The organism is Paracoccus kondratievae, from assembly GCF_009301415.1.
Taxonomy (GTDB): domain Bacteria; phylum Pseudomonadota; class Alphaproteobacteria; order Rhodobacterales; family Rhodobacteraceae; genus Paracoccus; species Paracoccus kondratievae.
In genome coordinates, this window is sequence record NZ_CP045072.1 from 152,982 (window position 1) to 179,902 (window position 26,921).

Here is a 26,921-nt window from a genome sequence, read left to right on the forward strand (position 1 = left end):
CGGTTGCGGCCTTGGATAACTGTCGTGGTCTTAACCTGCCCCCTGCGGGGTTTCCGGGCAAGCCAACCGGCATCGGATACAGTGTTCGATATTTTGGAACGGCCTGATGTCTGGGCAGAAACGGACAGGCGGGCCTTTTGACCCGCCTGCCGCTGTCATTCCCGGGGTGCCTGTCAGGCGCGGTCGATCCAGCTTTTCCCCTGTGCCAGATCCTCGGGCTGCAGCTCGTGCCCGGCGTCGAGCGTTTGCACCTCAAGCGCCGCGCCGCCATCCTGCAAGGCCCGTTCAAGCGCCGGTGCCATGCGCGCAAAGGGGTCACGCGCCCCGGTCAGCATCAGCACGCGACTGTCCTTTAGCGCCTGCGGCTCAAGGGTGGGGGGCTCTTCCAGCACCTGAATGCCCCGCAGCAGGACCGCACTGCGGATCAGGCCGGGATAAAGCTGCATCAGCGCCCCAAGCAGGTTCGCGCCGTTCGAATAGCCCAGATAGGTCAGTGCCGCCGGGTCCAGATCATAGGCCCGCGCCGCCTCGGCGATGAAGCCGGCAAAAGCTTCGGCCTCGGCCCGGATATCGGCCTGATCATAGGTCACGGCGTCATGGCGGCGGAACCAGCGGTTGATGCCTTCCTCGGATGAGCGGCCGCGCACGCCCAAAAGCGTGGCATTCGGTGCCATGCGATGGGCAAGCGGCATCAGATCGGATTCATTACCGCCGGTACCGTGCAGCAGGACGATGGTTTTGCCGTCCGGGCTGTCCGGCCGGTGAAAGCGATGGACGAAATGCAGGTCTCGCATCGGTTGCCTTTCCTTTCCCGGAAGGGAGAATTGCGGCAGGATCACGCGCAGATCTTCGGCGCGGGCCGCGTCATGGGGCGGGACGAACAGCGTCTCGCCCAGATGTTCGGGGGCCTCGTCCACGGTGAATCCGGGGGCGTCGGTCGCATATTCCAAAAGTGTCCCCGCCGGTTCGCGCACATAAAGCGACAGGAAATATTTCCGGTCGTGCACGCTGGTCGCGTCGGTGCCCTTAAGCGCAAGCCGCATCTGACGCACAGCATCGGCATCGGCTGCGCGAAAGGCGACGTGATCCAGAATGCCGGTGCCGGGGATGCCGGGGAAAAATCCGGTGGCATCGCGGACGTCGATGATATCCGTGTCCGATTCCATACGCTGGATCGCGCCGCCTGCCGCGCCGGGCTGATAGCCAAAGCGGGTCAGAAATTCACGTGTCGCGACGGGCTGTTCGGTCAGGATGGTCACGCCGCGCAGCCGCGTCGGGGCGATCGGATCAGGCAGGGGAGCCGCCGCAGGCAGGGCTATCCCGACCAGCTTGACGATCACGCCATCGGGGTCCTTGAGCCGCAATACGGTTTCGCCCTGTTCGCGCAGCGGCCCCTCGACCGGCACGCGCGCGGTCATGGCGCGGGTCAGCCAGTCGCCGATGCTGTCAGGGGGCACGGCAAGCGCGATTTCCGAGACCTGCCCATGGCCGACGCGGCCGGGTGCGCCGTCCTCCCACACCAGAAAAGTGATGAGAGAGCCGGGCGAGCCAAGCGCATCGCCATAAAACAGGTGCAGCTGTTCGGCATCCTCATAGCCTCCGGTGCGCTTGACCAGACGCAGGCCCAGAAAACCGGCGTAGAAATCGACATTGGCCTGAACCCGGCGGGTAATGCCGGTGACGTGATGGATGCCAGACAGCATGGTTTGTCTCCTCAGGCGCCCTCTTCGCGGGCGAGAACGGTTTGTACGGCCGGATCGGCCGCAATACGGTCATGCAGGGCTTGCACATTGGCCCAGCCGCTGATGCCTTCGGGCAGCACTTTCATGGCCCAACGCAGCATCGGGAAAGCATAGGCGTCGATCGCCGAGCGGCGGTCCAGAACCCATTCCCGCCCCTCAAGATGCGCATCAAGCTGCGCCAGCCGCTTGCGCACCAGCTTGCGCCCGGCCTCTTGTACCGCGTCGTGGTCGGCCTGTTCGCGGCTGGTGGTATAGCGCCGGGGGGTAAAGACCGGGAAAAAGGCCGGATGCAAATCGCCGGTGAAAAAGCTCGACCAGCGGTCAAATTCGGCCGAGGCGTGCAGATCGTCGCCGCCGCCCAGATCGGCCTGCGGGTGCTTGCGCACGAGGTGATGCAGGATCGCGCCCGCCTGGGTCAGGGTCCAGCCGTCATCCTCGCGCAGGACCGGAACGGCGCCAGCCGGGTTCACGGCCAACAGTTCGGGCGAGCCGAACTCGACCGCCACAGCCTCATAGGGCGTTCCGGTCCATTCCAGCACGATATGCGGTGCAAGCGAACATGCGCCGGCGTGATAAAACAGGGTGGGCATGAAATCCTCCGTCATCAGATGCGTTCAAGATAGCGTTGCACCGTGTTTCTCCAACCCGCAAGGGAGGGAACGTGGTGTTCTGCCCTATCGAACGCGCCGACGGAGGAGCGGTTCAGCCCTCAGGCGCTATGCGCGCCGGCTGACAGTTCGGCGACAAAGGACAGGATCTCGGGCACGGGGCGCCCCTCGCCGATCAGCTTGACGATGGCCGAGCCGACGACGCAGCCATCGGCAACGCTTGCCACCGCCCGCGCCGCTTCGGGGGTCGAGATGCCAAAGCCGACCACCACTGGCAGGTTGGCGCTGGCGCGGATGCGGGCGACCTCGGGCGCGACTTCGGCGGCATTGGCAGCGGGGCCCCCGGTGATGCCGGTGACCGAGACGTAATAGACAAAGCCGCTGGTGTTCTTGACCACCGCTGGCAGGCGACGGTCGTCAGTGGTCGGCGTAGCAAGGCGGATGAAGTTCAGCCCCACCTCGCGCGCGGGCAGGCACAGTTCGGCGTCTTCCTCGGGCGGCAGGTCGACGACGATCAGCCCGTCAACCCCGGCCTCGGCCGCATCGGCCAGAAAGCGCGGAACGCCACCTTCACGCGCATAGATCGGGTTGTAATAACCCATCAGCACGATTGGGGTGCTGTTGTTGTCGGCGCGAAAGGCCCGCACCATCTCCAGCACCCGGCTGACGCTGCCCCCAGCCGCCAGCGCACGCTGGCCCGCCGCCTGGATCGTGGCGCCATCCGCCATCGGGTCGGTAAAGGGCATGCCCAGCTCGATAATATCCACGCCTGCGTCGGGCAGGCCGCGCATGATTTCCAGTGAGCGGTCGAAATCCGGGTCGCAGCCCATCATGTAGGCGACAAAGGCCTTGCCGCCGGTTTCGGCCAGCCGCGCGAAAGTGTCGTCGATTCTGGTCATGCGCCTGTTCCCTCTTGTTCCGCACAGCCCTAGCCCGGCTTGAGGGGCAAGATCAACGGCCCGCCACTGGACTTGGGCGTCATGGACCCATAATAAGCGCGAAATTCCGGGAAAAAGGGGTGCATCATGGGCTTTCGCATGGGGATCGTCGGCCTGCCGAACGTGGGCAAATCGACGCTGTTCAACGCGCTGACGAAAACCGCAGCCGCTCAGGCTGCGAACTTTCCCTTCTGCACCATCGAGCCGAACGTCGGCGAAGTGGCGGTGCCCGACCCGCGGCTGGACAAGCTGGCCGAGATCGCGGGCTCAAAGCAGATCATCCCGACCCGCATCACATTCGTGGACATTGCCGGTCTGGTAAAGGGCGCAAGCAAGGGCGAGGGGCTGGGCAACCAGTTCCTGGCCAATATCCGCGAAGTGGATGCCATAGCCCATGTGCTGCGCTGTTTCGAAGATGACGACGTCACCCATGTCGAGGGCCGCGTCGATCCTCTTGCCGATGCCGATACCATCGAGACCGAGCTGATGATTGCCGACCTCGAATCTGTCGAGCGCCGGCTGGCCAATATCCAGCGCAAGCTCAAGGGTGGCGACAAGGATGCCGTGGCGCAGGAAAAGCTGCTCAAGGCCGCGCAGGCCGCGCTGGAATCGGGCAAGCCCGCCCGCACCGTTCAGGTTGCGGATGAGGATCGCAAGGCCTGGGACATGCTGCAGCTTCTGACCGCAAAGCCGGTGCTTTTCGTCTGCAACGTCGAAGAGGACAAGGCCGCAACCGGCAACTCTCAATCCGACCGCGTGGCGCAGATGGCGGCCGAGCAGGGTGCAGGTCATGTGGTGATTTCCGCCCGGATCGAGGAAGAGATCAGCCAGCTTCCCGCCGAGGAAGCGACCATGTTCCTTGAGGAAATGGGCCTGCATGAGGCCGGTCTCGACCGTCTTATCCGCGAAGGCTACAAGCTGCTGGGCCTTGAGACCTATTTCACCATCGGCCCCAAGGAGGCCCGCGCCTGGACCATTCACAAGGGTACGCCGGCCCCGCGTGCGGCGGGTGTGATCCATGGCGATTTCGAGCGCGGCTTTATCCGTGCCGAGACCATCGCCTATGAGGATTATGTCACCTACAAGGGCGAAGCCGGCGCGCGCGAGGCTGGCAAGCTGCGTGTCGAGGGCAAGTCCTATGTGGTGCAGGACGGCGACGTGCTGCACTTCCTGTTCAACGCCTGACGATTTCTTGCGGAGTTCAGTAAACCTCAGCAGTGCTCGTTGAATTAAGATTATTATTTAAAATATAGTTAAATCCGGTCTGCTGAGGTTTCCTGTCATTTATCCGCATCCAGAAAAGTTGGGTGTACTCGCTGATGCTTTATACAGGGGCTGCAAAATGTGATGCCGTTGCACTCGGACGAGAGCATATCCGCGACGGCAGGATTGTTTACCGCAGGCGTAAGACCAGGAAAAACCCGGATGGTTTCGAGGTCAACATCCCGGTGCATCCCTATCTCGCCGAGACCCTGGCTCATGTACCGGCGGATGCCGCCACTTATCTTCAAACCGAAGACGGTGGGCGCCGTTCCGCTAACGGGTTGGGCACTTCGATGCGTAAATGGTGTGATAAGGCGGGATTGCCACATTGCAGCTCACATGGGCTGCGCAAGGCGATTTGCCGCCGCATCGCCGAGGTCGAGGGGGATGTTTTCAAGGTTATGGCCGTTAGCGGCCATACTGACATCAGGGAAGCGCAGAAATATTGCGACCGCTTCAATCGCAAAGGCAAGGCCGACTCTGCAATCGCAGGGCTGCCAAATGGCGCAAAATACGAGACCACGTGACGAACCTCCTTGGGAGGTTCGTCAAGAAACAGCGTAACTTGTTGATATAAAGGTGAAAACGATGGGGTTTGGTAGGCCCGGAGGGACTCGAACCCCCAACCAAGGCGTTATGAGCGCCCTGCTCTGACCATTGAGCTACAGGCCCTGACCGGCGCCACCTTTGATCAAGGAAAGCGCCTTCGTCAAGGACGAGAACGCCAGAGTTCACGAAAAGCCGGACAATCCATATGCGCTTGAACAGCTGCCGCTCCTATGGGTTGATAGCGGCATCGATCCGCAGATTGCGGCACCAAACGGAGATCAGATCATGTCCAGACCCACCCTGATTGCCCCGCTGACCCTGGCGCTGATGGCTGCTTGGCCGGCGCTGGCGGCAGACCCCGACAGTTGTGCAACCGTCCGCCTGTCGGACCCCGGCTGGACGGATATCACTGCCACCAACGGCGTTGCTACGACCGTGCTGCAGGGGCTGGGCTACAAGCCGCAGATATCCACTCTTTCGGTTCCGGTCGGCTATGAAGCACTGAAAACCGGCGATATCGACGTATTCCTGGGCAACTGGATGCCCGCTCAGCAGAAATTCCGCGACGACCTCGACGCCTCGGGCAAGACTCAGGAACTGGTCCAGAACCTGACTGGCGCGAAATTCACCCTTGCCGTTACCGACGTGGCTGCAGATCTGGGCGTGACGGATTTCGCTGGCCTTGACGCGCATAAGGATGCCTTCCAGGGCAAGATCTATGGTATTGAGCCCGGCGCCCCGGCGAACCAAAGCATCCAGAAGATGATCGAGGCGGACAAGTTCGGCCTCGCTGACTGGGAACTCGTCGAATCCAGCGAACAGGGCATGCTGGCGCAGGTACAGCGCAACGACAAGGCGGGCACCCCCTCGGTCTTTCTGGCCTGGGCGCCGCATCCGATGAACATCAAACTGAAAATTACCTATCTTGCCGGCGGAGACGAAGAGTTCGGCCCGGATTACGGCGGTGCGACCGTCCATACTTTGGCGCGCAAGGAATGGGTCGCGGCCTGCCCCAATGCCGCCAAACTGTTCAGCCAGCTGACCTTTACCGTCGATATGGAAAACCAATTGATGGGCAATATCCTCGATGATGGCGCGGACCCGACCGATGCCGCGAAAGAGTGGATCAGCCAAAATGATGAGACCGTAGGGAAATGGCTTGACGGGGTTACGACGCTGGACGGAAAACCCGGCGCCGAGGCAGTTCTGGCAGCGGTGAAGTAATTGAAACGTCCCAATATCCTGATCCTGATGGCCGATCAGCTGTCGGGGGTTTTGTTCCCCGACGGCCCGGCGGATTTCCTGCATGCTCCGAACCTCAGGGCGCTTGCGGAACGCTCGGTGCGCTATTCGAATGCCTATACGGCCAGCCCGCTTTGTGCGCCGGGACGCGCCAGCTTTATGTCAGGGCAGTTGCCCGGCAGGACCCGCGTTTATGACAACGCCGCAGAATTCGTCAGCGACATTCCAACCTATGCCCACCACCTGCGGCGCGCGGGCTGGCATACCTGCCTGTCGGGCAAGATGCATTTCGTCGGCCCCGACCAGCTTCATGGTTTCGAAGAGCGGCTGACAACCGATATCTATCCCGCTGATTTCGGCTGGACCCCCGACTATCGCAAACCGGGCGAGCGGATCGACTGGTGGTATCACAACCTCGGCTCGGTCACCGGCGCCGGAGTGGCCGAGATCTCCAACCAATACGAATATGACGACGAGGTTGCCTTCCACGCCGCGCAAAAACTTTACGACCTGTCGCGGCGTCAGGATGACCGGCCATGGTGCCTGACGGTCAGCTTTACCCACCCTCACGACCCCTTTGTCGCGCGCAGGAAATACTGGGACCTCTACGAAGGCGCGCCCGAGCTTGAGCCGCCCGAGGCGATCCCATACGATCAGATGGACCCCCATTCGCAACGCCTTATGGACGCCTGCGACTGGCGCGCGTTCGAGATCACACCCGATCATATCCGGCGGGCGCGGCGCGGCTATTTCGCCAATATCTCCTATGTCGATGACAAGATCGGCGAGCTGCTGGACGTGCTCCGTCGCAGCCGGATGGAGGATGACACCATCATCCTCTTCGTATCCGACCATGGCGAGATGCTGGGTGAACGTGGCCTGTGGTTCAAGATGAGCTTCTTTGAAGGCTCGGCCCGGGTTCCGCTGATGATCTCGGTCCCAGGCGGCAAGACGGGGCGCGTCGACAAGCCTGTCTCGACGATAGATGTGCTGCCGACACTGTGCGACCTTGCAGGTATCTCGATGTCCGAGGTCAAGCCCTGGACCGATGGCTACTCTCTTGCGCAAGGGGCCGAGGGGCGCGGGCCGGTAGCGATGGAATATGCCGCCGAGGGCAGCATCGCCCCACTGGTGTGCCTGCGTGACGGCGACTGGAAATACATCGCCTGTCAGGCCGACCCGGAAATCCTCTACAATCTCGCCGAGGACCCGGCCGAACGCATCAACCGTGCAAACGACCCAGCTGCAGCCGAGGTGCTTACCCGTATGCGCGCAATAGCGGCAGAGCGCTGGGATCTCTCCGCCTTCGACGCGGCGGTGCGCGAAAGCCAGGCCCGCCGCTGGGTGGTCTATGAGGCTCTGCGCAACGGTGCCTATTTCCCCTGGGACTACCAACCGCTGATGCGCGCGTCCGAACGTTACATGCGCAACCATATGGATCTGAACGTGCTTGAGGAATCCAAGCGCTATCCAAGGGGCGAATGAATGCTCCCGCTCTCCCCCGGCAGATTTGCGGCCATCCGCCTAACGCCGGGGGAAGATCCTCTGACCGCGCTGCGCGCCTTGCAACGTCAGACCGGGGCGCAGGCCATGGCACTGGTCACCTGCGTCGGCAGCCTGACCCGTGCCGTCATCCGCCATGCAGACCAGCCCGACAGTACCAGCTATCAGGGCCATTTTGAGATCACGTCTCTGGTCGGCACGATCGACCCTGCCGGCCAGCACCTGCACCTGACCATCGCGGACAGCAAGGGACGCGCCTTCGGCGGCCACCTCCTGCCGGGATCACAGGTCTACACGACCGCGGAAATCGTGGTGGTGATCCTGGAGGGGCTGACCTTCAACCGCGCGCCCTGTCCCCTTTCGGGCTGTACCGAGCTGGTTGTGCACAAAACGCCGGACAAGGGATAAACCCATCCGCTTCTTTCGTGCCCAAATATCCTCGGCCAAAGGCCGAAACACCCCCTTACAAGCCGCACTGCTTTCGGAACTCTTAGTACCATCAGGGCGTTACTGCCCCGTTACCAGTCAAGAGGATTCCTCCCATGTCCGATCTGCTTGTTATTGCTTTCGACGACGAGACCACCGGTTTTGAACTGCGCACCGAGCTGGTGAAGATGCAAAAGGAATATCTGATCCAGCTTGAGGACGCCGTTGTCGTCACTCGCCCCTCGGCCGACGACATTCAGTTGCATCAGGCCGTCAACCTGACCGCCGCGGGCGCACTTGGCGGCGGGTTCTGGGGCACGCTGGTCGGGCTTGTATTCCTGAACCCGCTGATTGGCGCAGCGGTGGGTGCCGGGGCGGGCGCAATCGCCGGCAAACTGTCCGACATCGGCATCAACGACGATTTCATGCGTGAACTTGGCCATTCGATCCAGCCGGGCGGCTCGGCGGTCTTTATCCTTGTGCGCAAGATGACCGCTGACAAGGTGCTGGCGCGGCTCGAAGGTTTCCACCTGCGCGGCCGGGTCCTGCAAACTTCACTGCCCGACGCCGAAGAGGAACGGCTGCGTCAGGCTTTCGCCGGCGGCAAGCTCGGCTCGGCTTTGGGCCTGCCCCAGGCGGACCAACCGGCTGGCACGCCCACAGAGGCTGCCAAACCCGAAGCCTGAGGGTAATCAAGCAGATCGGGCCCTGGCCTGAGCGCTTGACGCAAGGGGCATGGGCGTGACAGGACGCCTCCATGCCCCGCCGCATGGACATCATCGACCACCCCGAGGCGCAGCCTCATCCCCGCCCAGCCAAGCGCCGCGCGCGGCCGCTGCGGCGGCTGGTGCTTTGGCTGTGGTCATGGGTGCGCTGGATCGGGGCGCGACTTCTGGCGCTGATGTTCGTGCTGGTCTTTCTCTTTTCCTTCATCAACCCGCCTACCACCTGGACCATCATTCAGGGCCAACGTGAATTTCCCGGCCGGGCGACCCGCGAATGGACCGATCTGGACGAGATTTCGCCCCATATGCTGCGTGCCCTCGTCGCGGCCGAAGACGCCAATTTCTGCAATCACTGGGGTTTCGACATGGTCGAGATCCGGCGTGTCATCGCCTCGGGTTCATCTCGCGGCGCCTCCACCCTGACCCAGCAAACGGCAAAGAATGTCTTTCTGTGGCAGGGGCGCAGCTGGCCCCGCAAAGTGATGGAGACGATCTATACCCCGATGATCGAGGCACTGTGGTCCAAACGCCGCATCGTCGAGGTCTATCTGAACATCGCGGAATTCGGGCGTGGCATCTTTGGCATCAAGGCGGCGGCGGCGCATTATTTCCAGACGACGCCTGACAGGCTGACCCTGCGCCAGGCGGCAGCACTGGCCTCGATCCTGCCCTCGCCCCGCACGCGCAACCCGCAGACCGGATCGGCGCGCACCCGTTCAATCGTCAGCGGGGCCGAGACGATCCGCGCGGATGGCCGCGATTCCTGTCTGCTCCTGCCGCGCTGATCCGCCCATCCCGCGCCATGACAGTTGAAACTATACGTCCCGGGGCGTATCAACCACAGGCCCGAGAACGAAGCGGTTTCCCCCTGATGAATACCTCGTCGCCCAATTCCACGATTCGCCTTTACCACGTCGCCCTGTCGCCCTTTTGCCGCAAGGTGCGGCTGGTGCTGGCCGAAAAGCGGATCGAGGTCGAGCTGGTCGAGGACCGCTTTTGGGAGCCGGGCTCGGAAATTCTGCGCCGCAACCCGGCGGGCAAGCTGCCGGTTCTGCGCATGGACGGTCGGTTGATGGCCGAAAGCCAGGCGATCTGCGAATATCTGGACGAGATCCAGCCCCAGCCGCCGCTGATGCCCGCCATGGCGATCGAGCGGTACGAGGTTCGCCGCCTCTGCTCGTGGTTCGACGACAAGTTCAACGCCGAGGTGACCAAACCCGTGATGACCGAACGGGTGTGGAAAAAGGTCATGCGGCTGGGCTATCCCGATTCGCGCACCGTCAAGGCGGGGCTGTCGGCGATACGCTATCACCTCGATTACATGAAAAGCCTGCTTGAACATCGCCGCTGGCTGGCTGGCGATGTGATGACGCTGGCCGATTTCACCGCGGCGGCGCATCTGTCCTGCCTGGATTATATCTCGGACGTGGACTGGACCTATTCCTCCGAGGTTCAGGAATGGTACGCCAAGATCAAGTCGCGGCCGGCGTTCCGCAGCCTTCTGGCCGACCACCTGCCGGGCGTGCACCCGGCGCCGCATTATGCGCTGCTCGACTTCTAGGCTGACCGATCCGGCAGAAATCCGTTCGCGGCTCGAGGAACAGGCACGGGCCGAGGGTTTCTCGGCCCTTGGCATTTGCGCCCCCGACGCCGCCCCCGAACTGCCCCGACGCCTGGCCGAGTTTCTGGATCACGGCCGCCACGGCCAGATGGGCTGGATGGCCGAGCGGACGCATTGGCGCGCCTCACCCGCAAGCCTGTGGCCCGAAGCGCGCTCGATCATCATGCTGGCCGAGTTGTACACTCCCGAACATGACCCGATCGAGGTGCTGCGTCACAAGGATCGCGGCGCAGTCAGCGTCTATGCTCAGGGCAAGGATTACCACGATCTGGTCAAGAAGCGCCTCAAGCGGCTGGGCGGCTGGCTGGTCGGGCTGACCGGATGCGAGATCAAGGTTTTTGTCGACACTGCCCCGGTGATGGAAAAGCCGCTGGCACAGGCGGCGGGCCTTGGCTGGCAGGGCAAGCACACGAACCTTTTGTCGCGCGACCTCGGCAGCTGGTTCTTTCTGGGCGCGATCTTTACGACGCTGGACCTGCCCCGGGACGAGGCCGGGCACTCGCATTGCGGCTCATGCCGGGCCTGTCTTGACGCCTGCCCGACTGCGGCTTTTCCCGCACCCTACCAGCTGGATGCGCGGCGCTGCATTTCCTACCTGACCATTGAGCACAAAGGGCCGGTCGATGCCGAACTGCGCCCGCTGCTTGGCAATCGCATCTATGGCTGCGACGACTGCCTTTCCGCCTGCCCGTGGAACAAATTTGCACGGGCCGCGACCGAGCTGCGCTATCACGGTCCCCATGGAGCCCCGGCGCTTGCCGAGCTGGCACAGCTTGATGACGCCGGCTTTCGCGCCCGGTTCTCGGGCAGCCCGATCAAGCGCATCGGCCGCGACCGGATGGTGCGCAATGTGCTTTATGCGATAGGCAACTCGGGGCTTGCGCAACTGCGCCCGCTGGCCGAAGCATTGCAGCATGACCCCGACCCGGCGGTCGCCGATGCGGCACGCTGGGCTTGTGAGCAATTGCCATGACCCAACCCGACAGCCCGTCACAAAGCCTGCACCACAGCCGGGTCCCAAGCGCGGTTCAGCGCCCGCTGCAAAGCCCGCTGCGAGGCATCGTGCTGAAATGTCTCAGCGTAGTGGTGTTCACGCTGATGGCCTCGATCGTCAAGGCAACCGCCCGCGACGGGCTTGGCGTGCCGCCGGGCCAACAGGTCTTTTTCCGCTCGCTCTTTGCCATCCCGGTGATCCTGATCTGGCTCGCCTGGCGGCATGAACTTGGCGTGGGGCTGAAAACCTTTCGCCCGATGGGACATCTGTACCGGGGCATCATAGGTACTGCCGCCATGGGGATGGGCTTCTGGGCGCTGGCCCTGCTGCCCTTTCCCGAGGTGACGGCCATCGGCTATGCCGCCCCCCTGCTGACTGTAATCTTTGCCGCGATGTTTCTGGGCGAGGATGTGCGGCTGTTCCGCCTTTCGATGGTGGTGCTGGGGCTGATCGGGGTGGTGATCGTGCTGTCCCCCCGCCTGACTTTTGGCAATGCCGGAATGGGGTACAAGGAAAGCCTGGGTGCCATGGTCACGCTGTCGGGCGCCGCCTGCACGGCGCTGGCCCAGATCTTTATCCGCAAACTCGTGCAGGAAGAGCGGACCTCGGCCATCGTCTTTTGGTTCTCGGTCACCTCGACGCTGCTGGGGCTGCTGACGATCCCCTTTGGCTGGGTGATGCCCGATGCGAAAACCGCGGCGCTGCTTGTCACCATAGGGCTGCTGGGCGGGCTGGGTCAGATCCTGTTGACCTCGGCCTATCGCTATGCAGATGCGTCTCTGGTCGCGCCTTTCGAATATGCCTCGATGCTGCTGGCAATTCTGATCGGCTGGTTCATCTTTGACGAGGCACCGACCGTGGTGATGCTGGCCGGGGCAGCGCTGGTCATCACGGCCGGTATCCTGATCATCTGGCGCGAGCGTCAGCTGGGGCTTGAACGCAACCGCCAGCGCAAGGCCATGACCCCGCAGGGTTAGACCTGATCGTCATTCAAGGTTCATAAATCGACCGATGAGTGCTTCACAGGCCTCCGTGTTGAGCACGGAGGCCTATCAGTGGAGGCGAAACGATATGAGCTGAGCGACGGACAGTGGGACAGGATCGCATCGCTGCTTGCTGGCAAAGCTGGCGATCCCGGCAGGACGGGGGCTGACAGCCGGATATTCATCAATGGCTGCCTGTGGGTTTTGCGCTCTGGCACCCATTGGCGCGATCTGCCGGACCGCTACGGCAAATGGACGACGGTGCATAAGCGCTTCAGCCGCTGGCGCCATGCCGGTATTCGGGAGCAGGTCTTCAAGACGCTGACGGCCGATCGTGACAATCAGTAACTGATGATCGACTGCGCGATTGTGCGTGCTCATCAGCAGGCGGCATCTGGAAAAGGGGGCAGGGATCAGGCGCCGGGGCGTTCCCGAGGCGGGCTGACCACCAGGATCCACATGCTGGCCGATGCTCTGGGCAGGCCGTCGCGGTTCATCATAACGGCCGGCCAGGTTGGCGACATTACGCAGGCCTCGTCCCTTCCGCAGGGACAGAGCGGTGATCTCGTGCTGGCCGATAAAGCCTGTGACAGCAACGCCTTGCGGCAAATCATTGCCGGCATCGGAGCCGAAGCGGTCATCCCGTCAAACGGCTTGCGTAAAATCATCATTCCACACAATGAGCGCGCCTGTGCGCGTCGCAACCACATCGGACGTTGCTTCAGCCAGATGAAGCTCTTCCGCCGCTTCGCCTCTCGATACGACCGAAGAGCCGTTCACCTTCCGGGGCTTCGTTTATCTCGTTGCCGCTATGCCCCGGATGTGGTGAATGTCCGATCCGGCCTAGCTCGTCTTACCCCACGGTCCGTGGTGGCTGTCCTGACCGTCCAGCCTGTCAAAGCCGTGGGCACCAAAGAAGTCGCGCTGCGCCTGGATCATGTTCGCGGTGCCACGGCCGGTGCGCATCAGGTCGAACCAGCCAAGGCCAGCTGCCAACGCGGGCACGCCGTGACCGTTCAGCAGGGCGGTTGCCACCACACGGCGCAATGCGGGGATCGTTGCCTCAAGCCGCTGCGCAAAGAAGGGCGCGAGTACGAGGTTGCGCGACGGGTCTTCGGCCAGGGCAGCCGCCATGTCGTTGAGCATGGCCGAGCGGATGATGCAGCCAGCGCGCCAGACCCGTGCAATCCCCGGCAAGTCGAGTTGCCAGCCAAAGGCCCGGCCAGCGGCCTCGATCATCGCGAAACCCTGCGCATAGCACAGGATCTTGCCTGCAATCAGCGCGGCCTCAAGCTCGGTCAGGGCCAGATCCAGCGGCTGGGGACCGGCACCGAAACGCGCCTCGCCGGCCTTACGTTCTGTGACGCGGGCCGAGACGTTGCGTGCCATCACAGCCGCGTCGATTACCGGGATCGGTGCGGCCAGATGCTGCGCCTCGATCGCGGTCCAGCGGCCGGTGCCCTTTTGCCCCGCAGCATCCAGAATCACGTCGAGCATCGGCGCGCCCGTCAACGGATCAGCAGCGCGAGAAACGGCGGCCGAGATCTCGATCAGATAGGACTTCAGCGGCCCCTGATTCCATGTGGCAAAGGTTTCGCCAATGCCTGGGGCGGGCATCGCCATCCCGTCACGCATCAGTCCATAGATTTCGGCGATCATCTGCATATCGGCATATTCGATGCCGTTATGCACGGTCTTGACGAAATGGCCGGCGCCAGCCTCGCCCATCCAGGTCGCGCAGGGGGTGCCGTCCTCGGCGCGGGCGGCGATGGCCTCCATGATCGGGGCAACGCGATCCCAGTCGGCGCGGGCACCCCCGCCCATGATGGCCGGTCCGTGACGCGCGCCCTCTTCGCCGCCCGAAACACCCATGCCAAGAAAGCGCATCGGCAGGCCGGCAGCGGCGCGGCGGTTGGTGTCATGGAAATTGGCGTTCCCGGCGTCGATCACCAGATCTTCGGGGTCAAGCAACGGGGCCAGCGCAGCGATCTGGTCATCGACGGCCTGACCGGCGGGGACCATCAGGATGATGGCGCGCGGCGGGGCGATGGCGGCGACCAGATCGGCCAGGCTTTCGGTCGGGATGACGCGTTCGGCCAGAGCCCCGGCTTCGGCGTGAAAACGGCGGGTGACCTCGGTGGTGCGGTTCCACACCGCGATGGGAAAGCCTTTTTCGGCGATGTTCAACGCCAGCGCCGCGCCCATCGTCCCAAGGCCGATAAGGCCGATTCGTGCCTGTGTCATGACGGTTCCGCTCCGTTCCGCTTGGCATCGCCCGGCGCTTTTCCGGACAATGGAGGTTACAGGTCTTTAGCCCATCCGGGCTTATGTTACCGTTAACTACGCCGTGCGGAGCCGGTTTGCCAGAGGGTCATTCGGCACTGTTGCGCCAGGCCTCCTTCTCTGATCCTGCGGGCTGATAGATATAGTTGCGGCGGAAGGGATAGGCGGAATGCGCGCCGGGCAGATCGGGCGTTACCTGCCCCTGATCGGGATGGGTCATCAGGATCTGGTAAAGCGCCACCCAGCCTTGCTCAAAGGCCAGGGCGCAGCCCGCAAGGTACAGCCTGTAGGCCTGCAGAACTTCGGCGGCGCGGTCAGGGGGCATCGAGCGGGCCAGCACCTGCTCGGCCTCGGGCAGCCGCGCCTCAAGCGCGTCGGACCAGGCCCAAAGGGTCCGGGCGTAGTGCGGGCGCAGGTTTTCGGTATCGACCATTTCAAGCCCGGCTTGCGACAGGCTGCGGATCGCCTGGCTGACATGCACCAGCTCACCGCCCGGGAAGATATATTTCTCGATGAAATCGCCAAGGCCGCCGCCGACCATCGCGTCGTCCAGACCCGAGGCGGCGATGCCGTGGTTCAGCGCCATGCCGCCCGGCCTCAGCAGCCGGCGCAGGGTCTGGCTGTAAAGACCCAGATTGGCGCGGCCGACATGTTCGAACATTCCGACCGAGGCCAGCTTGTCAAAAGGCCGGTCTGGCGTCAGGTCGCGATAGTCGCACAGCAGGATGCGCACGCGATCGCCCAAGCCTTCGTCGGCAATCAGGCGGCTGACATGGTCGAACTGATTCTGCGACAGGGTGATGCCGGTTGCGTCGACGCCGTAATGACGCGCCGCATGCATCAGCAGCCCGCCCCAGCCTGCGCCGATATCAACGAAACGCTCGCCGGGGCGCAGGTCCAGCTTGCGGCAGATCAGGTCCAGTTTCGCCTCTTGCGCATCGGCCAGTGTCATCTGCGGATCGGCGAAATAGGCGCAGGAATAGACCCGTCGCGGGTCCAGCCACAGGGCATAGAATTCGTCCGACACATCGTAATGGGCGCGAATCTGGTGGGCGTCGCGTTCGCGGCTGTGGCGCAGGACAGAGTTCAGGCGATTGATCAGCCGCTGCCAGGCGTTGGGGCGAATCATCTGCCCCTCCTGGGGTATCAGCGCGGCGACGACCCGCATCAGATCGCGCATCGAGCCTTCGATCCGGGCGCGCCCGCGCACGATCTCATCCCCGAGCCGCCCCAGCTTAGCCGAGGCAAGCAGCGCCAAAGAAGTAACGTCCTGAAAGGCGATGGTTACGCGTGCATCCTGCGGACCCAGCCGCCGTCCCGAGGGCAGGCGCACCGCCAGAGGGACCGGGAGTTGCTGAAGTTTTCGTTCGATCAAAGTTTCCAGAGCCGGCATGATCACCTCACGCTTGGGCTGGCCGCGATGCAGGGGTGGAGGGGACGCAAAGCGCGGCAGCGTGTTCCTGACGTCTGTCCCGGATGCTGTTGCCGGGGCAACCTCTCCACCATACTAGCCCTGATTCCCGGAAAATGACCAGAGGCAGGAAGACCTGTCAGCAACGCGCTGACTTTGCGGTGTGGCGGCGGGCTTTGCGATGAGCGCTTTGTGCTGGGACCGGAAACGCCGAAAGCGGCCCGGAGGCCGCTTTTCGCCATTCCCGAAGGAAAATTTTGGAGCGGGCGATGAGATTCGAACTCACGACCCTTACCTTGGCAAGGTAATGCTCTACCCCTGAGCTACGCCCGCACTCCGTTCCGATGGCGCTTCGCCTTCGGTGAGGCGGCATTTATGGGACCGCGCAGGGGGATGCAAGAGGGAAAAAGCGGCCTGCCGAAAATTTTTCACAAAGGACCCGCAAAGGCCCTGTGATCGTAACGACTTGACCGCAGCCGCGCCTTGCCGAAAGGTGCGACGCCAGGAATGGGGAGGGGCCGATGAAACCGTCCGACCAGCTCTCGGAGTTTGTCCAGCACGCGCTTGCACAGGGTGGGGACCGCGACGGTATCGCCCATGCGCTTGCCGCTGCCGGCTGGTCCGCACCCGAGATCGAAGAGGCGCTGGAAAGCTGGGCTTCGGTGCCCGGCCTGCCGCCCGTGCCGCGGCCGCGCCCCTATGCCTCGGCGCAAGAGGCGCTGCTATATGGCCTGTTGTTTCTGTCGCTGGGCGTGATCGTCTGGCACCTTTGCCAACTTGGGGCAGTCCTGATCGACTGGCTGATTCCCGACCCGTTCGACGGCCCGCATTACGGCTGGGACAGTTCGGTGCGGTGGTCCATCGCCTCGCTGATCGCCTTTGTGCCGCTGTTTCTGGGGCTGAACCGCAAGGTGGCGCGGATGAGTGTCGGCGACGCCGGCAAGCGCCGCTCGCTGGTGCGCAAATGGTTCGCCTCACTGACGCTGCTGGTTGTTGCGTTGGTGTTTCTGGGCGATGGAGTCCTTGCCATATTTGCGCTGCTGAACGGCGATCTGACCCTGCGCTTTGCCGCCAAGGCGGTGCTGGTGGCGGGGGTTGCTGCGCTGGTCTTTGCCTATTACCGGGATGAGCTGGATGATTAAGGGCCGGGTCGCCATTGCCATCGCGCTTTTGGCCGCCTTTGCCATCATAGTCGGCCTGGTGCTGACCGGAGGTCCCGCTCAGGCCCGCAAAGAGCGGCGCGACCGCCAACGTGAAAGCGATATCGCCCATCTCAGTCGCCTTGTCGGCTGCCTTGCGCGCGAAAACGGCAACCGTCTGCCCGAGGAATTGCAGATCACGCCGCAATGTGACTGGCAGGTGCAGTTGGCCGATCCCTTTACGGGCAAACCCTATCGCTATGAGGTGACAGGACCGCGCAGCTATCGGTTATGCGCGGATTTTGAGCTGCTGCCGCACCACCCCTCGGGACTGGCGGTGCGCGATGAGCAAGGCTGTACCAGCCGGTTCTTTATCCCTACCGGCGCAGAGCGGCATGGCATCCGCCTTGCCCCCACCTCGCGCGGCTAGGGCTGCCAGGACGCCAGTTTTGCCAGCGGGCGCGACAGGCTTTCCGGTGCAACCGCCAGTGCCAGAAAGTGCGGCAGTGCTGCCGAGAGGCGCGCGAAATCGGCAGGTGGAGTCAGGGTCGGATCGGCCTCGATCAACAGATCCAACCCCCGCGCTTCGCCATCGCCACGAATGGTGATGTTGAAACCGTCGCCGGGGCCATTCGACAGCACATGTCTGGTTGTTTCGCATCCGGCAAAGCGCGGCTCGTCAAAGGGCAAAACGTTGATCAGCGGGGAAAAGAAGAACCGGCTGCGCGGCTCCATACCCCAGTCCCCGGCGATCTGTTCGATGCGATAGCGTCCATGGCGGCGCAGCTTGCGCAGCCGTGTGCCCAGCCGGGCCAGCGCCTCGGATAAGGGTTCGGCCTCGTGCAACGTCACGTCAAAGGGCAGGATGTTCACCACCAGCGCCGGGACCGAGATGCTGACGCTGCCCATCCGGCTCATATAAGGCAGCCAGACCGGCATCGAGATTCGACCCTCGCCATCGCGCAGCCGCTGGGCCGAAGCATCGGTCAGACACAGCGCGGTCCAGGCTGAACAAAGCACGGTCAGCAGATCGGGCCAGCCCATCTGGACCGACTGTGCCTGCTGCATCAGTGCCGGGTGCAGGTCCGACAGGTCGTGCATGACCGACAGCGCCTCGGTCGGGTAATTTTCCGAACCTTTACGCAGCACGCGCGGGCGCGGTTCATTTGCCAGCACCTCGGCCCAGTGGTGGCCATCTGCGGCGTGGCGTGGGCTGGCGCGGTAATCCAGCTCTTCGTTCAGATAATCGGCAAGCGGGCGCAGGGGGGCTCCGGCATCGGCACCGCCAAGTGCCGCAGCATAAAGCCGGGCGCATCGCTGTTCGATCAGGCTCATCGCATAGCCGTCCAGCGCAATGTGATGGCCGCGGTTGAACCAGAGGTAATGCCCCTCGGCCAGCCGGATCAGCCACTGTGCGGCAATCGGTTGCTCCATAAGGTTCAGCGGGGCCTCGACATCGGCCTGCATCAACGCAAAGGCGTGCTCGCGTGCATCCGCCCTCTCTGTCAGGTCAAGGACGCGCAGTTCTGGCCGGTAGGCGGGATCAACCCGCTGCACTGGTTGGCCATCGCTGCCCAGTGCAAAGCGCAGCGCCATGATGTCGGTTTCAGCGATTGTCGTCCGGATCGCCTGAATCAGCGCGTCGGGTTGGGCGACGCCGCGCAGTTCGACCGCATGGGCGACGGTCGAAACCGCTTCGCCAGGATGCAGCCGGAACTCTTCCCAGAAATCCAGTTGAGCCAGGGTCAGAGGCAGCCAAAGCCCCTCGGGCAGATGATGCGTCATTAAGTCCTGTCCCTGTTGCCGGACGTGCTGTTATTGACCTGAATGAGGCTGGCTTTGTTACGCCCCCGGGGGGCGAGGGCGCTGCTGGCTTGCTTCGAGAGAGAAAGCAAGATAAAAATACTCAACTATTGATCTCCGTCAAGGTGCCGTGGGCGCCTGTGGCGGGTCTTTGCTGTCAGGACAGGTATCCCGATGATTGAATTCAGCCCTTGGCCTCAGGACCTCGCGCAGCGCTATCGCGAGGCCGGTTACTGGATCGACCAGCCGCTGACCCATATTCTGGACGCGCAACTGGCCGCCAACCCCGAGGCCGAGGCGCTGGTCTGCGGTGACCGGCGTTTCAGTTATGCCGGTCTGGATCGACTGTCGCGCAACCTTGCCGCCCGGCTGGCGGCGCAGGGACTTGGCCATGGTGATACGGCGGTGGTGCAGCTGCCGAACGTGGCTGAATTCTACGTCGTATTCTTTGCCCTGCTGCGAATCGGCGTGGTGCCGGTGAATGCGCTTTTCAGCCATCGCCGGCTGGAGCTTGCCGAATATGTCCGCCAGATCTCGCCGCGGCTTGTCATCGCCTCGCGCGGGCATGAGCTGTTCCGCGACGATGCCTTTGCCGATGAGCTGCGTGCGGGTGGTGTCGTCCATCTGTTGCTGTTGGAAGAGGACGACCCGCAGCGTAGCCTTGCCCATTGGCTGACCTTTGGCGGTGATCTGCCCCAAGGCGTGGGGCCGACCCCAGCCGATCAGGTCGCCTTTTTCCAGCTTTCGGGCGGCAGTACCGGTACGCCCAAGCTGATCCCGCGCACCCATAACGACTATGATTACAGCATCCGTGCCAGTGTCGAGATCAGCGGTGTCACCTCTGCCACGCGCTTTCTTTGTGCGCTGCCGGCGGGGCATAACTTTCCGATGAGCTCACCCGGCGCGCTGGGGGTGTTCCATGCCGGGGGCACGGTGATCATGGCGCCGAACCCCGATCCGCTGACCTGTTTTGACATCGTGGCACGTGAACGGGTGACGATGGTGCCGCTGGTCCCGCCTGCCGTGGCGCTGTGGCTGCGCGCGGTCGAAGAAGAGCCTTCGCGCCGCGCCGGGCTGGACAGTCTGGACCTGATGCTGGTCGGGGGCGCCAGCTTTGCCGAGGCCATGGCGCGGCGGGTGCCCGAACTGCTTGGCTGTCGCCTGCAGCAGGTTTTCGGCATGGCTGAGGGGCTGGTGAACTACACCCGGCTGACCGATCCCGAAGAGGTGATCTTTACCACTCAGGGCCGCCCGATCAGCCCCGATGACGAGGTGCGCATTCTGGACGAGGACGGCAATCAGGTCCCCGAAGGCACCCCGGGTGCGCTGGCAACGCGTGGCCCCTATACGTTCCGGGGCTATTACCGCGCCCCCGAACACAACGCCAAAGCCTTTGACGCCGAGGGGTTCTATCACTCGGGTGATGTTGTGGTGCGACAGGGCGGCAATCTGCGCGTGGTCGGCCGGATCAAGGACCAGATCAACCGCGGCGGCGAAAAGATCGCGGCCGAAGAGATCGAGAACCTGTTGGTGCGCCATCCCGACATCACCCACGCGGCGCTGGTCGCCGCCCCCGACGCGCATCTGGGCGAGAAAAGCTGCGCTTTCCTCGTTCTGCGTGACGGGGCCGGGAAACTGTCGCCCCCGGCGCTGCGCCGGCATCTGCTGGAACTGGGCGTGGCAGAATACAAGCTGCCCGACCGTTTCCGCTTTGTGCCCGAACTGCCGCTGACGGCGGTGGGCAAGATCGACAAGCGCCGCCTGCGCGACAGCCTCGTGGCCGAAACCGCCGCCTGAAAGGACCGATGATGGAAATTGCCGAAAAGACCGACCTGAGCCCCGAATGGCTGGCCGCCCGGGTCCGGAAGATGATCGAGGACGATTGCGAGATCGACCCTGCCGAGAACCTCGTCCTCTACGGGCTCGATTCCATCGCGGTAATGACCTTTTCGTCAGAGCTGAAGCAGATGGGTATCGAGGCCAGTTTCGAAGAACTGGCCCGCGAACCATCTTTGGATAACTGGTGGGCGCTGATTTCGTCGCGGCTATAGGCCAGGGCGGGCGGGGCTATCAGGCGCGCAGCGTCGCCCCGCCATCCACGTAAATGTCGGCCATGGTGACATGGCCCGCCTGATCCGACAGCATGAACATGACAGCACTGGCGATGTCCTCGGGCGTCGCCAGTTTCCTTAGCGGGATGCCGGTGCGATAGGCCTCAAGGCTGCCTTCGATCACCGCACGCTCGCCCGCGCCGCCGTCCTCGGTCCACATGCCGGTCTGCATCGGCGTCAGGGTCGAGCCGGGGGCCACGATATTGCAGCGCACACCCTGTGCGGCAAGCTCAAGCCCCAGACAGCGGATCAGCATGGTCGCCGCCGCTTTCGAGGCCGCATAGACGCCCATGTTCAGGCGCGGGATCCCCGCGGCGTTCGAACTGACGGCGACGATCGAGCCGCCGCCATTGCGCACCATCGCCCGGCCAAAGGCGCGGGTGACGTTGAAGGTGCCGCGGGCGTTGACATTGATCACCCGTTCCCATTCCTCGACCGGCAGATCCAGCAGCGGTCCGATGGCCAGCACGCCTGCCGCATGGACGCCAAGGCCCAAGGGGCCATGCGCCGCCTCGACCTCGGTTACCAGCGTCTCGGCTGCCGCGCTGTCGCGCACATCAAGCACGCGGTTCTCGACCCCCGGTACGGGATTGCTGGCCAGCGCGGCCTCGGTATCGGTGGCGACGACCGCTGCGCCTGCGTCAAGCAGAGCGCGCACGACGGCACGGCCGATACCGCCCGCCGCGCCAGTGACGATCGCGGTCTTTCCCTCAAATCCGGTCAAGCGCATGATTTCACCCTTGCTCCTGCAATGCTTCCAGCGCCTGCCGGGTGGACATCGGCACGCCGCAGGTGGCAGCGATCCAGTCCATCGCCATCCCCAGCCGCTCGCGCGAGAAATCGGCCTGCGCATCGGCGACGGCAAAGGCCTCGATATCGCGCTGGAAGGCTTCGACGGCGGTGGCGAGGCAGCCGATATGGGCATAGACGCCGCAGATCATCAACTGGTCGCGTCCCCGCGCCCGCATCAGGGTTTCAAGGTTCGAGCGTTGAAAGGCGCTGTAGCGGTGCTTGACCAGAACGATATCGCCCCCAGCCGGGGCAAGCTCGGGCAGGATTTCTTCGTGTTCGGGGGTCGCGCTCATCCCCGGTCCCCACAGATCGGCCTGCAACCCGCGATCCGGGCGGAACTGATTGCCTTTCTGCGCGGTATAAAACACCGGCACGCCCGCCGCGCGGGCAGCACTGATCAGATGGGCGATGTTTTCGACCACAGGGGTGATCGGCTGACCCTCGGGGTAGATGCGGCAGAAATAGCGCTGCATGTCATGAACCAGCAGCGCCAGCCGGTCGCGCCGGGGCTGCCAGGGGCCGCGCGGGCGGGGCAGCTCGGCTTCGGCCAGAGGGGCGTAGGGGGCGATGCCGGGCAGGGCCATCAGTTCTCTCCGTTCCTGCGGGCGACCCCGGCCAGACCTGCATCCTGTGGCAGGCCCAATGCGGCCAGGAACGCGCCGAATTTCGCGCCAGTTTCGGCGGCTTCGGCCATCGGGTCAGAGCCGGGAACGATCCCGGCACCCGCGTAAAGCCGTGCCTGCCGACCGCTGATTTCGGCGCAGCGGATGGCGACATACCATGCACCGTCTCCGTTTGCGTCGCACCAGCCGACCGCACCGGCATAGAAATCCCGTGCCACGGGTTCAAGCTTGCGGATCAGATCCGCCGCCCGCGCCATGGGCATGCCGCAGACCGCAGGCGTCGGATGCAGGGCCGAGGCCAGAAGGACCGAGGGCGTGCTGTCATCCCTGAGCCGCCCCTCGATCCGCGTGCCCAGATGCCACATGCTGCGGGTCGAGGTGACGCGCGTGCCCTCGGGACAGCCCAGTTCGCGGCAATGCGGGGCAAGGGTGTCGAGAATCGATTCGACGACCAGCGCGTGTTCGCGGTGATCCTTGTCCGATTGGGCGAGAGCCTCGGCGGCGGCGCGGTCGGCGACCGGATCGGCCAGCCTGCGGGCCGAGCCTGCCAGAGGATGCGAGGCGATCTGCCGGCCCCGCTTTTCAATCAGCAGTTCGGGCGTCGCCCCGCAAAGCATCCGGCCTTGCGGGTGATCGGGCCCCGAGGGCAGGGCCACACGAAATGCCGTCACGCTGCGGTCGGCATGCAGCCGCGACATCAGCGCCTCGACCGGGATCGGGGCTGGCGCTTCGACCAGCAGGGTGCGTGCCAGCACGATCTTGGCCAGCGCATCGGCGCTGCCTGCCTCTTGCTCCATGATATCAAGGGCGCGGGCGACGCTGGCGGCATAAACCTGTGCCGAGGGTTCGGCACGCAGTTGCCAATCCACCAGTGGCAGACCCTGCGGAGCGATGCCCGTGGGGGCGGGGGTATCGGCGCGGGCGCATTGCCACAGGCAATCATCGGCCTCGCGGTCAAAGGGCAGGCTGCCGCCGATCAGGTCATCTGGCGCTGCCGCCGCCAGCGCAGCCGAGATTCGCGATTGCAGGGTTGCGGCATTTCCCGGCTCCAGCCGCCGCGCTGGACCCCGGCCAAGGATACAGCCCGCAGGGCCATCGAAACCAAAAAGAGCCGGTTCAGGCACTGGCGCCGCTGTCTCGTTCGGCGCCTCGGACAGGCGGATGTTCATGTTCCATCTCAATTTTTCTTGGCGGGCATCGTCCGTTGAACTGGGTCGATTACCCATGATGCGGGGCACGCAGTCATGAGCCATGCTGCGGTCAGATCTTTCGGGGCAGAACTCTCCTGCACAGATTTGCACCAACACGGGGGGCGCGCCGCCGCGGTCCCGGCGGTCACGCGGGGCGTGGAAGGGATTGGGACCCCGCCTTGGCTGCCCGGGCGCAATCTGTCAAAGCGCCCCAGGAAAGGCAAGTAAAAAGATCAGGTATATCGTCGCAGGCAAAATGCTGCCCGCTCCGGGTCTGGGCATGTGGAACCGGTCAGCGTTTTCAGAGGTTCCGGGACATGAGCACGCAAGAGAACGACATCACCGGCACGGGTCCCGATGCAGCGTTCGAGCTGTCCACGGCGCGCGTTTGCGCAATTGTGAATATGGGTTCGGGCCGCAAGGCAGGCGGCGATATCGCAGGCGCACTGCGCGAGGCGTTGGCTGGCCGTGTTGCGGCACTGGATATCCGTACCGCCAGGGGTGAGGACCTGCCTGCCGCCGCGCGTCGTGCGGTGGAAGAGGGCTTTGACCTGATCATTGCCGCAGGGGGTGACGGCACGCAATCCGCCGTCGCCGGGGCGGTTGCGGGCAGTAATGCCGTCATGGCGGTGATCCCGGGAGGGACCTTCAATTATTTTGCCCGCGATCTTGGCTCGGGTGAAACGGTGGAAGAGGCGCTGAGGATCTTTGATGCCCCCCGTGTGCGCCCCGTCGATATCGGCGAGATGAACGGTATGGTTTTTCTTAACAATGTCAGCTTCGGTGCCTATCCGGAGATTCTCAAGCACCGTGAAAGCGTCTATCGCCGCTGGGGCCGTTCGCGGATCGCGGCCTATTGGTCGGCGGTGGCGGCGCTGTGGAACCTGCGCCGCCCCCTGCACCTGACCGTCCGGGCGAATGGTAAGGAACAGCGTTTGGCCACGGCCTTGGCCTTTGTGGCAAAAAGCGCCTATCAACTGGATAGCTTTGGGCTGCTTGAGGGTGCCGGTTGCGTGCGCCGCGGCCAGCTTGCGCTGCTGGTGGCGCGGGCGCGGCGACCGGGGCCTTTGGTGCGTTCGGCCCTGCGGCTCGCATTGGGCAAGACGGCGCGTTATGCCGATTTCGACCTGATTTGTGCCGAGGAATTCCAGATCGAGACCGTGCCCCGCCACGAATATGTTGCCCATGACGGCGAAAAGACCTGGATGGATTCGCCCTTTCAGGTGCGGGTGCGTCATGGCGCGCTGAAGGTTCTGGTCCCGGCGGAAAGCAAGGGGCAGGACGCGGAATGACGCGGATCCTGCATCTTTCCGACCTGCATTTCGGGCTTGAACGCAGGTCGCTGGTCGAGCCGCTGCTTGACCGGGTCAATGCTGCGCGCGCCGATCTGGTGGTGGTGACCGGCGATCTGACCCATCGGGGCCGCTCGGCGCAATTTGCGCAGGCGGCCGCTTTTCTGCGCAGGATCGAGGCTCCGCTTATGGCGGTGCCCGGCAATCACGACATCCCCCTGTTTCGTCTGACCGAGCGGATGATGCGTCCCTATCGCCGCTGGCGCGAGACGATTGCCGAAAACCTTGAACCCATCGGCAGCGTCGGTCAGGTACGTGTTCAGGGGGTGAACAGCGTTGATCCGATGGCATGGCAGCGGGGCATCATCTCGTCCGCTCAGGTTGGCCGGGTGATCAATGCGCTTGATCCGGGCTGCGTCAATATCGTTGCCCTGCACCACCCGATGCAGCAGCGTCCGCAGGTCGACAAGGCGCTGATGCACGGGGCCGAACCGGCGCTGGCGCGGTTTGAGCGCGCGGGCGTCCAGCTGGTTTTGACCGGCCATCTGCATCTGTGGGCGATCGGGGCGTTTCTGGGGCCGGGCGGCAGGCCGGTCCTGCAAGTGCAGGCCGGCACTGCCCTGTGCGACCGGCCCGGAGATCGCCAGAACGAATTTGCCGTGCTGGAGTTTTCTGGCCCCGACCTGCTGGTCGAGCGTCACGTTGCCCCGATGACCGAGCAGGGCTTTCGCCCGCCCGAGCATCTGCGCTTTGCCCGCAAGAACGGGCTGTGGCTGCCCGGTTAGGCGGCTTTGCCCTTGGGCTCGATCCGGATCGCCGTACCCCAGGGATCGCGGAAGGTCTCGGCCCCAAGGGCCTGCAACCGATCCGGGTCGGCGGTCAGCACTACCTCAGCCAGGCCGGTGGAATCGGTGCTGCGCAGCCCGGCGCCACGGCTGTGCCAGATATTGCCGGCCAGATGGTGGTGATAGCCACCGGTGGCAAAGAAGCTTGCTCCGGGCATATGGGCCATACGGTCCATGCCAAGCTGGTCCATGTAGAAGCGCTCGGCCTCGGCCACGTCGCCGACTTGCAGGTGGACATGGCCGACGACGCTGCCTTCGGGCGCGCCGGTCCAGGGGCCGTTTGCTGCACGCAGCAGACCCTGCAGGTCCAGCGGGATGGTATCCATCTGCACCCCGCTGCCGGTGTGCTGCCAGCTGTCACGGGGGCGGTCTGCATAGATCTCGATCCCGTTGCCTTCCGGGTCACGCAGATAGATCGCCTCGCTGACCAGATGGTCCGAAGCACCGTCCAGCGCGATCCCCAGTTCCGCCACATGCCGCAGCCAGCGACCCAAAGCGGCGCGGTCCGGCAAAAGAAAGGCGGTGTGGAACAACCCGGCCTCGCGCGGGCGGTGGCGGGCGGCTCGGTCCTGGCGCAACTCGACCAACGGCAGGCCCGCGGCACCAAGCACCGTCTCTTTGCCGCTGCCAGAGATACGCTCAAGCCCGATGACCGAGCGGTAGTAATCCCCGACACGGTCGAGGTCGTTGACGATCAGCGCCACGCGGCTGACCTGAATGGGGGCATCACTGGTAGCCATTTGAGGTCTCCGTTATCTGGGTTGGTGCTAAGATAGGCTTAGCCATGATGGCATGAAATGGCGGCAATCGGGGAACACTGTCCCCAATCAGGGGATAA

Annotated in this window: 26 protein-coding genes, 2 tRNA genes and 1 pseudogene; 17 read left to right on the top strand and 12 right to left on the bottom strand. The window is 63.9% G+C overall.

All coding sequences use genetic code 11. From position 1 onward, the window contains the following. Positions 1–173: 173 nt before the first annotated feature. From F8A10_RS00800 to trpA, 3 genes are all read right to left on the bottom strand, one after another. Positions 174–1,703, bottom strand: a complete 1,530-nt coding sequence (locus tag F8A10_RS00800; RefSeq protein ID WP_010397829.1) for a VOC family protein — start codon at positions 1,701–1,703, stop codon at positions 174–176. An 11-nt stretch (positions 1,704–1,714) separates the two neighbouring features. Continuing rightward, the gene (locus tag F8A10_RS00805; RefSeq protein WP_085502209.1) at positions 1,715–2,332 is read right to left on the bottom strand and encodes a glutathione S-transferase family protein; all 618 of its coding nucleotides are present in this window, start codon (positions 2,330–2,332) and stop codon (positions 1,715–1,717) included. A gap of 119 nt (positions 2,333–2,451) precedes the next feature. Then, positions 2,452–3,249, bottom strand: coding sequence for a tryptophan synthase subunit alpha (trpA, locus tag F8A10_RS00810; protein WP_152366488.1), 798 nt, complete (start codon positions 3,247–3,249; stop codon positions 2,452–2,454). Positions 3,250–3,375: 126 nt separating this feature from the next. On the opposite strand from trpA, the gene ychF reads away from it, so the two are divergent. Continuing rightward, positions 3,376–4,473: a redox-regulated ATPase YchF gene (gene ychF / locus F8A10_RS00815; RefSeq protein ID WP_010397835.1), complete on the top strand. Its 1,098-nt coding sequence runs from the start codon at positions 3,376–3,378 to the stop codon at positions 4,471–4,473. Between the two features lie 122 nt (positions 4,474–4,595). Further along, positions 4,596–5,078 carry a tyrosine-type recombinase/integrase gene (locus F8A10_RS00820; RefSeq protein WP_152366489.1) on the top strand — a complete coding sequence of 161 codons (483 nt, stop codon included), beginning with the start codon at positions 4,596–4,598 and terminating at the stop codon, positions 5,076–5,078. A 69-nt stretch (positions 5,079–5,147) separates the two neighbouring features. Here F8A10_RS00820 and F8A10_RS00825 read toward each other — a convergent pair. After that, positions 5,148–5,223 (bottom strand) — tRNA-Ile (locus tag F8A10_RS00825). Between the two features lie 162 nt (positions 5,224–5,385). On the opposite strand from F8A10_RS00825, the gene choX reads away from it, so the two are divergent. From choX to F8A10_RS00870, 9 genes and pseudogenes are all read left to right on the top strand, one after another. Then, on the top strand, positions 5,386–6,324 hold the full coding sequence (choX, locus tag F8A10_RS00830; protein WP_152366490.1) for a choline ABC transporter substrate-binding protein: 939 nt from the start codon (positions 5,386–5,388) through the stop codon (positions 6,322–6,324). After that, positions 6,325–7,827, top strand: a complete 1,503-nt coding sequence (betC, locus tag F8A10_RS00835) for a choline-sulfatase (RefSeq protein ID WP_152366491.1) — start codon at positions 6,325–6,327, stop codon at positions 7,825–7,827. It begins immediately after the preceding gene. Next, positions 7,828–8,253, top strand: coding sequence for a PPC domain-containing DNA-binding protein (locus tag F8A10_RS00840; RefSeq protein WP_085502177.1), 426 nt, complete (start codon positions 7,828–7,830; stop codon positions 8,251–8,253). It begins immediately after the preceding gene. 134 nt (positions 8,254–8,387) lie between these two features. Beyond that, entirely contained in the window at positions 8,388–8,957 is a 570-nt protein-coding gene (locus F8A10_RS00845; protein ID WP_010400368.1) for a DUF1269 domain-containing protein, read from the top strand. Positions 8,958–9,028: 71 nt separating this feature from the next. Next, positions 9,029–9,781 (top strand): monofunctional biosynthetic peptidoglycan transglycosylase, encoded by a 753-nt coding sequence (gene mtgA / locus F8A10_RS00850; protein ID WP_152366492.1) that lies wholly within the window; start codon positions 9,029–9,031, stop codon positions 9,779–9,781. Between the two features lie 86 nt (positions 9,782–9,867). Further along, a complete protein-coding gene (fzlA, locus tag F8A10_RS00855) occupies positions 9,868–10,557 on the top strand; it encodes an FtsZ-binding protein FzlA (RefSeq protein ID WP_085502180.1) in 690 nt (229 codons plus the stop codon). After that, positions 10,538–11,590, top strand: a complete 1,053-nt coding sequence (queG, locus tag F8A10_RS00860; RefSeq protein ID WP_152366493.1) for a tRNA epoxyqueuosine(34) reductase QueG — start codon at positions 10,538–10,540, stop codon at positions 11,588–11,590. The genes fzlA and queG overlap by 20 nt, the downstream gene beginning before the upstream one ends. Beyond that, a complete protein-coding gene (locus F8A10_RS00865; RefSeq protein WP_010400363.1) occupies positions 11,587–12,588 on the top strand; it encodes a DMT family transporter in 1,002 nt (333 codons plus the stop codon). Before queG ends, F8A10_RS00865 begins: the two co-directional genes overlap by 4 nt. 78 nt (positions 12,589–12,666) lie before the next feature. After that, positions 12,667–13,423 (top strand): annotated as a pseudogene (locus tag F8A10_RS00870) (IS5 family transposase). Positions 13,424–13,437: 14 nt separating this feature from the next. Here the strand turns inward: F8A10_RS00870 and gndA are convergent. The 3 genes from gndA to F8A10_RS00885 all read right to left on the bottom strand — a co-directional run bounded on the left by gndA (position 13,438) and on the right by F8A10_RS00885 (position 16,621). Then, positions 13,438–14,838 (bottom strand): NADP-dependent phosphogluconate dehydrogenase, encoded by a 1,401-nt coding sequence (gndA, locus tag F8A10_RS00875; protein ID WP_085502181.1) that lies wholly within the window; start codon positions 14,836–14,838, stop codon positions 13,438–13,440. A 127-nt stretch (positions 14,839–14,965) separates the two neighbouring features. Further along, entirely contained in the window at positions 14,966–16,270 is a 1,305-nt protein-coding gene (locus tag F8A10_RS00880) for a class I SAM-dependent methyltransferase (protein ID WP_010397616.1), read from the bottom strand. Between the two features lie 276 nt (positions 16,271–16,546). Further along, a tRNA-Gly gene (locus tag F8A10_RS00885) sits at positions 16,547–16,621 on the bottom strand. Between the two features lie 188 nt (positions 16,622–16,809). Here F8A10_RS00885 and F8A10_RS00890 point away from each other — a divergent pair. Further along, a complete protein-coding gene (locus F8A10_RS00890) occupies positions 16,810–17,430 on the top strand; it encodes a DUF5671 domain-containing protein (RefSeq protein ID WP_010397618.1) in 621 nt (206 codons plus the stop codon). Continuing rightward, a complete protein-coding gene (locus tag F8A10_RS00895; RefSeq protein WP_152366494.1) occupies positions 17,423–17,857 on the top strand; it encodes a hypothetical protein in 435 nt (144 codons plus the stop codon). The genes F8A10_RS00890 and F8A10_RS00895 overlap by 8 nt, the downstream gene beginning before the upstream one ends. On the opposite strand, the gene F8A10_RS00900 is transcribed toward F8A10_RS00895, so the two are convergent. Beyond that, positions 17,854–19,212: a condensation domain-containing protein gene (locus F8A10_RS00900; protein ID WP_152366495.1), complete on the bottom strand. Its 1,359-nt coding sequence runs from the start codon at positions 19,210–19,212 to the stop codon at positions 17,854–17,856. The genes F8A10_RS00895 and F8A10_RS00900 overlap by 4 nt on opposite strands. A gap of 192 nt (positions 19,213–19,404) precedes the next feature. On the opposite strand from F8A10_RS00900, the gene F8A10_RS00905 reads away from it, so the two are divergent. Together F8A10_RS00905 and F8A10_RS00910 are read left to right on the top strand one after the other, a co-directional pair. Continuing rightward, entirely contained in the window at positions 19,405–21,027 is a 1,623-nt protein-coding gene (locus F8A10_RS00905) for a (2,3-dihydroxybenzoyl)adenylate synthase (protein ID WP_152366496.1), read from the top strand. A gap of 11 nt (positions 21,028–21,038) precedes the next feature. Further along, a complete protein-coding gene (locus tag F8A10_RS00910; RefSeq protein WP_227493394.1) occupies positions 21,039–21,281 on the top strand; it encodes a phosphopantetheine-binding protein in 243 nt (80 codons plus the stop codon). Positions 21,282–21,300: 19 nt separating this feature from the next. On the opposite strand, the gene F8A10_RS00915 is transcribed toward F8A10_RS00910, so the two are convergent. From F8A10_RS00915 to F8A10_RS00925, 3 genes are read right to left on the bottom strand one after another with little or no spacing between them, the layout of a single operon-like run. Next, a complete protein-coding gene (locus F8A10_RS00915) occupies positions 21,301–22,071 on the bottom strand; it encodes an SDR family oxidoreductase (RefSeq protein WP_152366497.1) in 771 nt (256 codons plus the stop codon). 4 nt (positions 22,072–22,075) lie between these two features. Beyond that, positions 22,076–22,717 (bottom strand): isochorismatase family protein, encoded by a 642-nt coding sequence (locus F8A10_RS00920; RefSeq protein WP_152366498.1) that lies wholly within the window; start codon positions 22,715–22,717, stop codon positions 22,076–22,078. Next, complete coding sequence (locus F8A10_RS00925) at positions 22,717–23,925, bottom strand: isochorismate synthase (protein WP_152366499.1); 1,209 nt, start codon at positions 23,923–23,925, stop codon at positions 22,717–22,719. Before F8A10_RS00925 ends, F8A10_RS00920 begins: the two co-directional genes overlap by 1 nt. Before the next feature lie 338 nt (positions 23,926–24,263). Between F8A10_RS00925 and F8A10_RS00930 the strand changes: the two genes are divergently transcribed. Both F8A10_RS00930 and F8A10_RS00935 read left to right on the top strand, forming a co-directional pair. Continuing rightward, on the top strand, positions 24,264–25,238 hold the full coding sequence (locus F8A10_RS00930) for a diacylglycerol/lipid kinase family protein (RefSeq protein WP_152366500.1): 975 nt from the start codon (positions 24,264–24,266) through the stop codon (positions 25,236–25,238). After that, positions 25,235–26,023 carry a metallophosphoesterase family protein gene (locus F8A10_RS00935; RefSeq protein ID WP_085502190.1) on the top strand — a complete coding sequence of 263 codons (789 nt, stop codon included), beginning with the start codon at positions 25,235–25,237 and terminating at the stop codon, positions 26,021–26,023. Before F8A10_RS00930 ends, F8A10_RS00935 begins: the two co-directional genes overlap by 4 nt. On the opposite strand, the gene F8A10_RS00940 is transcribed toward F8A10_RS00935, so the two are convergent. Then, entirely contained in the window at positions 26,020–26,823 is an 804-nt protein-coding gene (locus tag F8A10_RS00940; protein WP_152366501.1) for a VOC family protein, read from the bottom strand. The genes F8A10_RS00935 and F8A10_RS00940 overlap by 4 nt on opposite strands. Between the last annotated feature and the right edge of the window lie 98 nt (positions 26,824–26,921).

Bases quoted from the DNA above. Each gene is read 5' to 3' on its own strand.
- F8A10_RS00930 (WP_152366500.1), top strand. From the start codon at position 24,264: ATGAGCACGCAAGAGAACGACATCACCGGCACGGGTCCCGATGCAGCG.
- trpA (WP_152366488.1), bottom strand. From the start codon at position 3,249: ATGACCAGAATCGACGACACTTTCGCGCGGCTGGCCGAAACCGGCGGC.
- gndA (WP_085502181.1), bottom strand. From the start codon at position 14,838: ATGACACAGGCACGAATCGGCCTTATCGGCCTTGGGACGATGGGCGCG.
- F8A10_RS00800 (WP_010397829.1), bottom strand. From the start codon at position 1,703: ATGCTGTCTGGCATCCATCACGTCACCGGCATTACCCGCCGGGTTCAG.
- fzlA (WP_085502180.1), top strand. From the start codon at position 9,868: ATGAATACCTCGTCGCCCAATTCCACGATTCGCCTTTACCACGTCGCC.
- F8A10_RS00920 (WP_152366498.1), bottom strand. From the start codon at position 22,717: ATGGCCCTGCCCGGCATCGCCCCCTACGCCCCTCTGGCCGAAGCCGAG.
- F8A10_RS00865 (WP_010400363.1), top strand. From the start codon at position 11,587: ATGACCCAACCCGACAGCCCGTCACAAAGCCTGCACCACAGCCGGGTC.
- ychF (WP_010397835.1), top strand. From the start codon at position 3,376: ATGGGCTTTCGCATGGGGATCGTCGGCCTGCCGAACGTGGGCAAATCG.
- F8A10_RS00910 (WP_227493394.1), top strand. From the start codon at position 21,039: ATGGAAATTGCCGAAAAGACCGACCTGAGCCCCGAATGGCTGGCCGCC.
- F8A10_RS00895 (WP_152366494.1), top strand. From the start codon at position 17,423: ATGATTAAGGGCCGGGTCGCCATTGCCATCGCGCTTTTGGCCGCCTTT.
- F8A10_RS00840 (WP_085502177.1), top strand. From the start codon at position 7,828: ATGCTCCCGCTCTCCCCCGGCAGATTTGCGGCCATCCGCCTAACGCCG.
- F8A10_RS00905 (WP_152366496.1), top strand. From the start codon at position 19,405: ATGATTGAATTCAGCCCTTGGCCTCAGGACCTCGCGCAGCGCTATCGC.
- F8A10_RS00935 (WP_085502190.1), top strand. From the start codon at position 25,235: ATGACGCGGATCCTGCATCTTTCCGACCTGCATTTCGGGCTTGAACGC.
- F8A10_RS00845 (WP_010400368.1), top strand. From the start codon at position 8,388: ATGTCCGATCTGCTTGTTATTGCTTTCGACGACGAGACCACCGGTTTT.
- F8A10_RS00900 (WP_152366495.1), bottom strand. From the start codon at position 19,212: ATGACGCATCATCTGCCCGAGGGGCTTTGGCTGCCTCTGACCCTGGCT.
- F8A10_RS00940 (WP_152366501.1), bottom strand. From the start codon at position 26,823: ATGGCTACCAGTGATGCCCCCATTCAGGTCAGCCGCGTGGCGCTGATC.
- F8A10_RS00805 (WP_085502209.1), bottom strand. From the start codon at position 2,332: ATGCCCACCCTGTTTTATCACGCCGGCGCATGTTCGCTTGCACCGCAT.
- mtgA (WP_152366492.1), top strand. From the start codon at position 9,029: ATGCCCCGCCGCATGGACATCATCGACCACCCCGAGGCGCAGCCTCAT.
- F8A10_RS00915 (WP_152366497.1), bottom strand. From the start codon at position 22,071: ATGCGCTTGACCGGATTTGAGGGAAAGACCGCGATCGTCACTGGCGCG.
- F8A10_RS00925 (WP_152366499.1), bottom strand. From the start codon at position 23,925: ATGAACATCCGCCTGTCCGAGGCGCCGAACGAGACAGCGGCGCCAGTG.
- F8A10_RS00890 (WP_010397618.1), top strand. From the start codon at position 16,810: ATGAAACCGTCCGACCAGCTCTCGGAGTTTGTCCAGCACGCGCTTGCA.
- queG (WP_152366493.1), top strand. From the start codon at position 10,538: ATGCGCTGCTCGACTTCTAGGCTGACCGATCCGGCAGAAATCCGTTCG.
- F8A10_RS00880 (WP_010397616.1), bottom strand. From the start codon at position 16,270: ATGCCGGCTCTGGAAACTTTGATCGAACGAAAACTTCAGCAACTCCCG.
- choX (WP_152366490.1), top strand. From the start codon at position 5,386: ATGTCCAGACCCACCCTGATTGCCCCGCTGACCCTGGCGCTGATGGCT.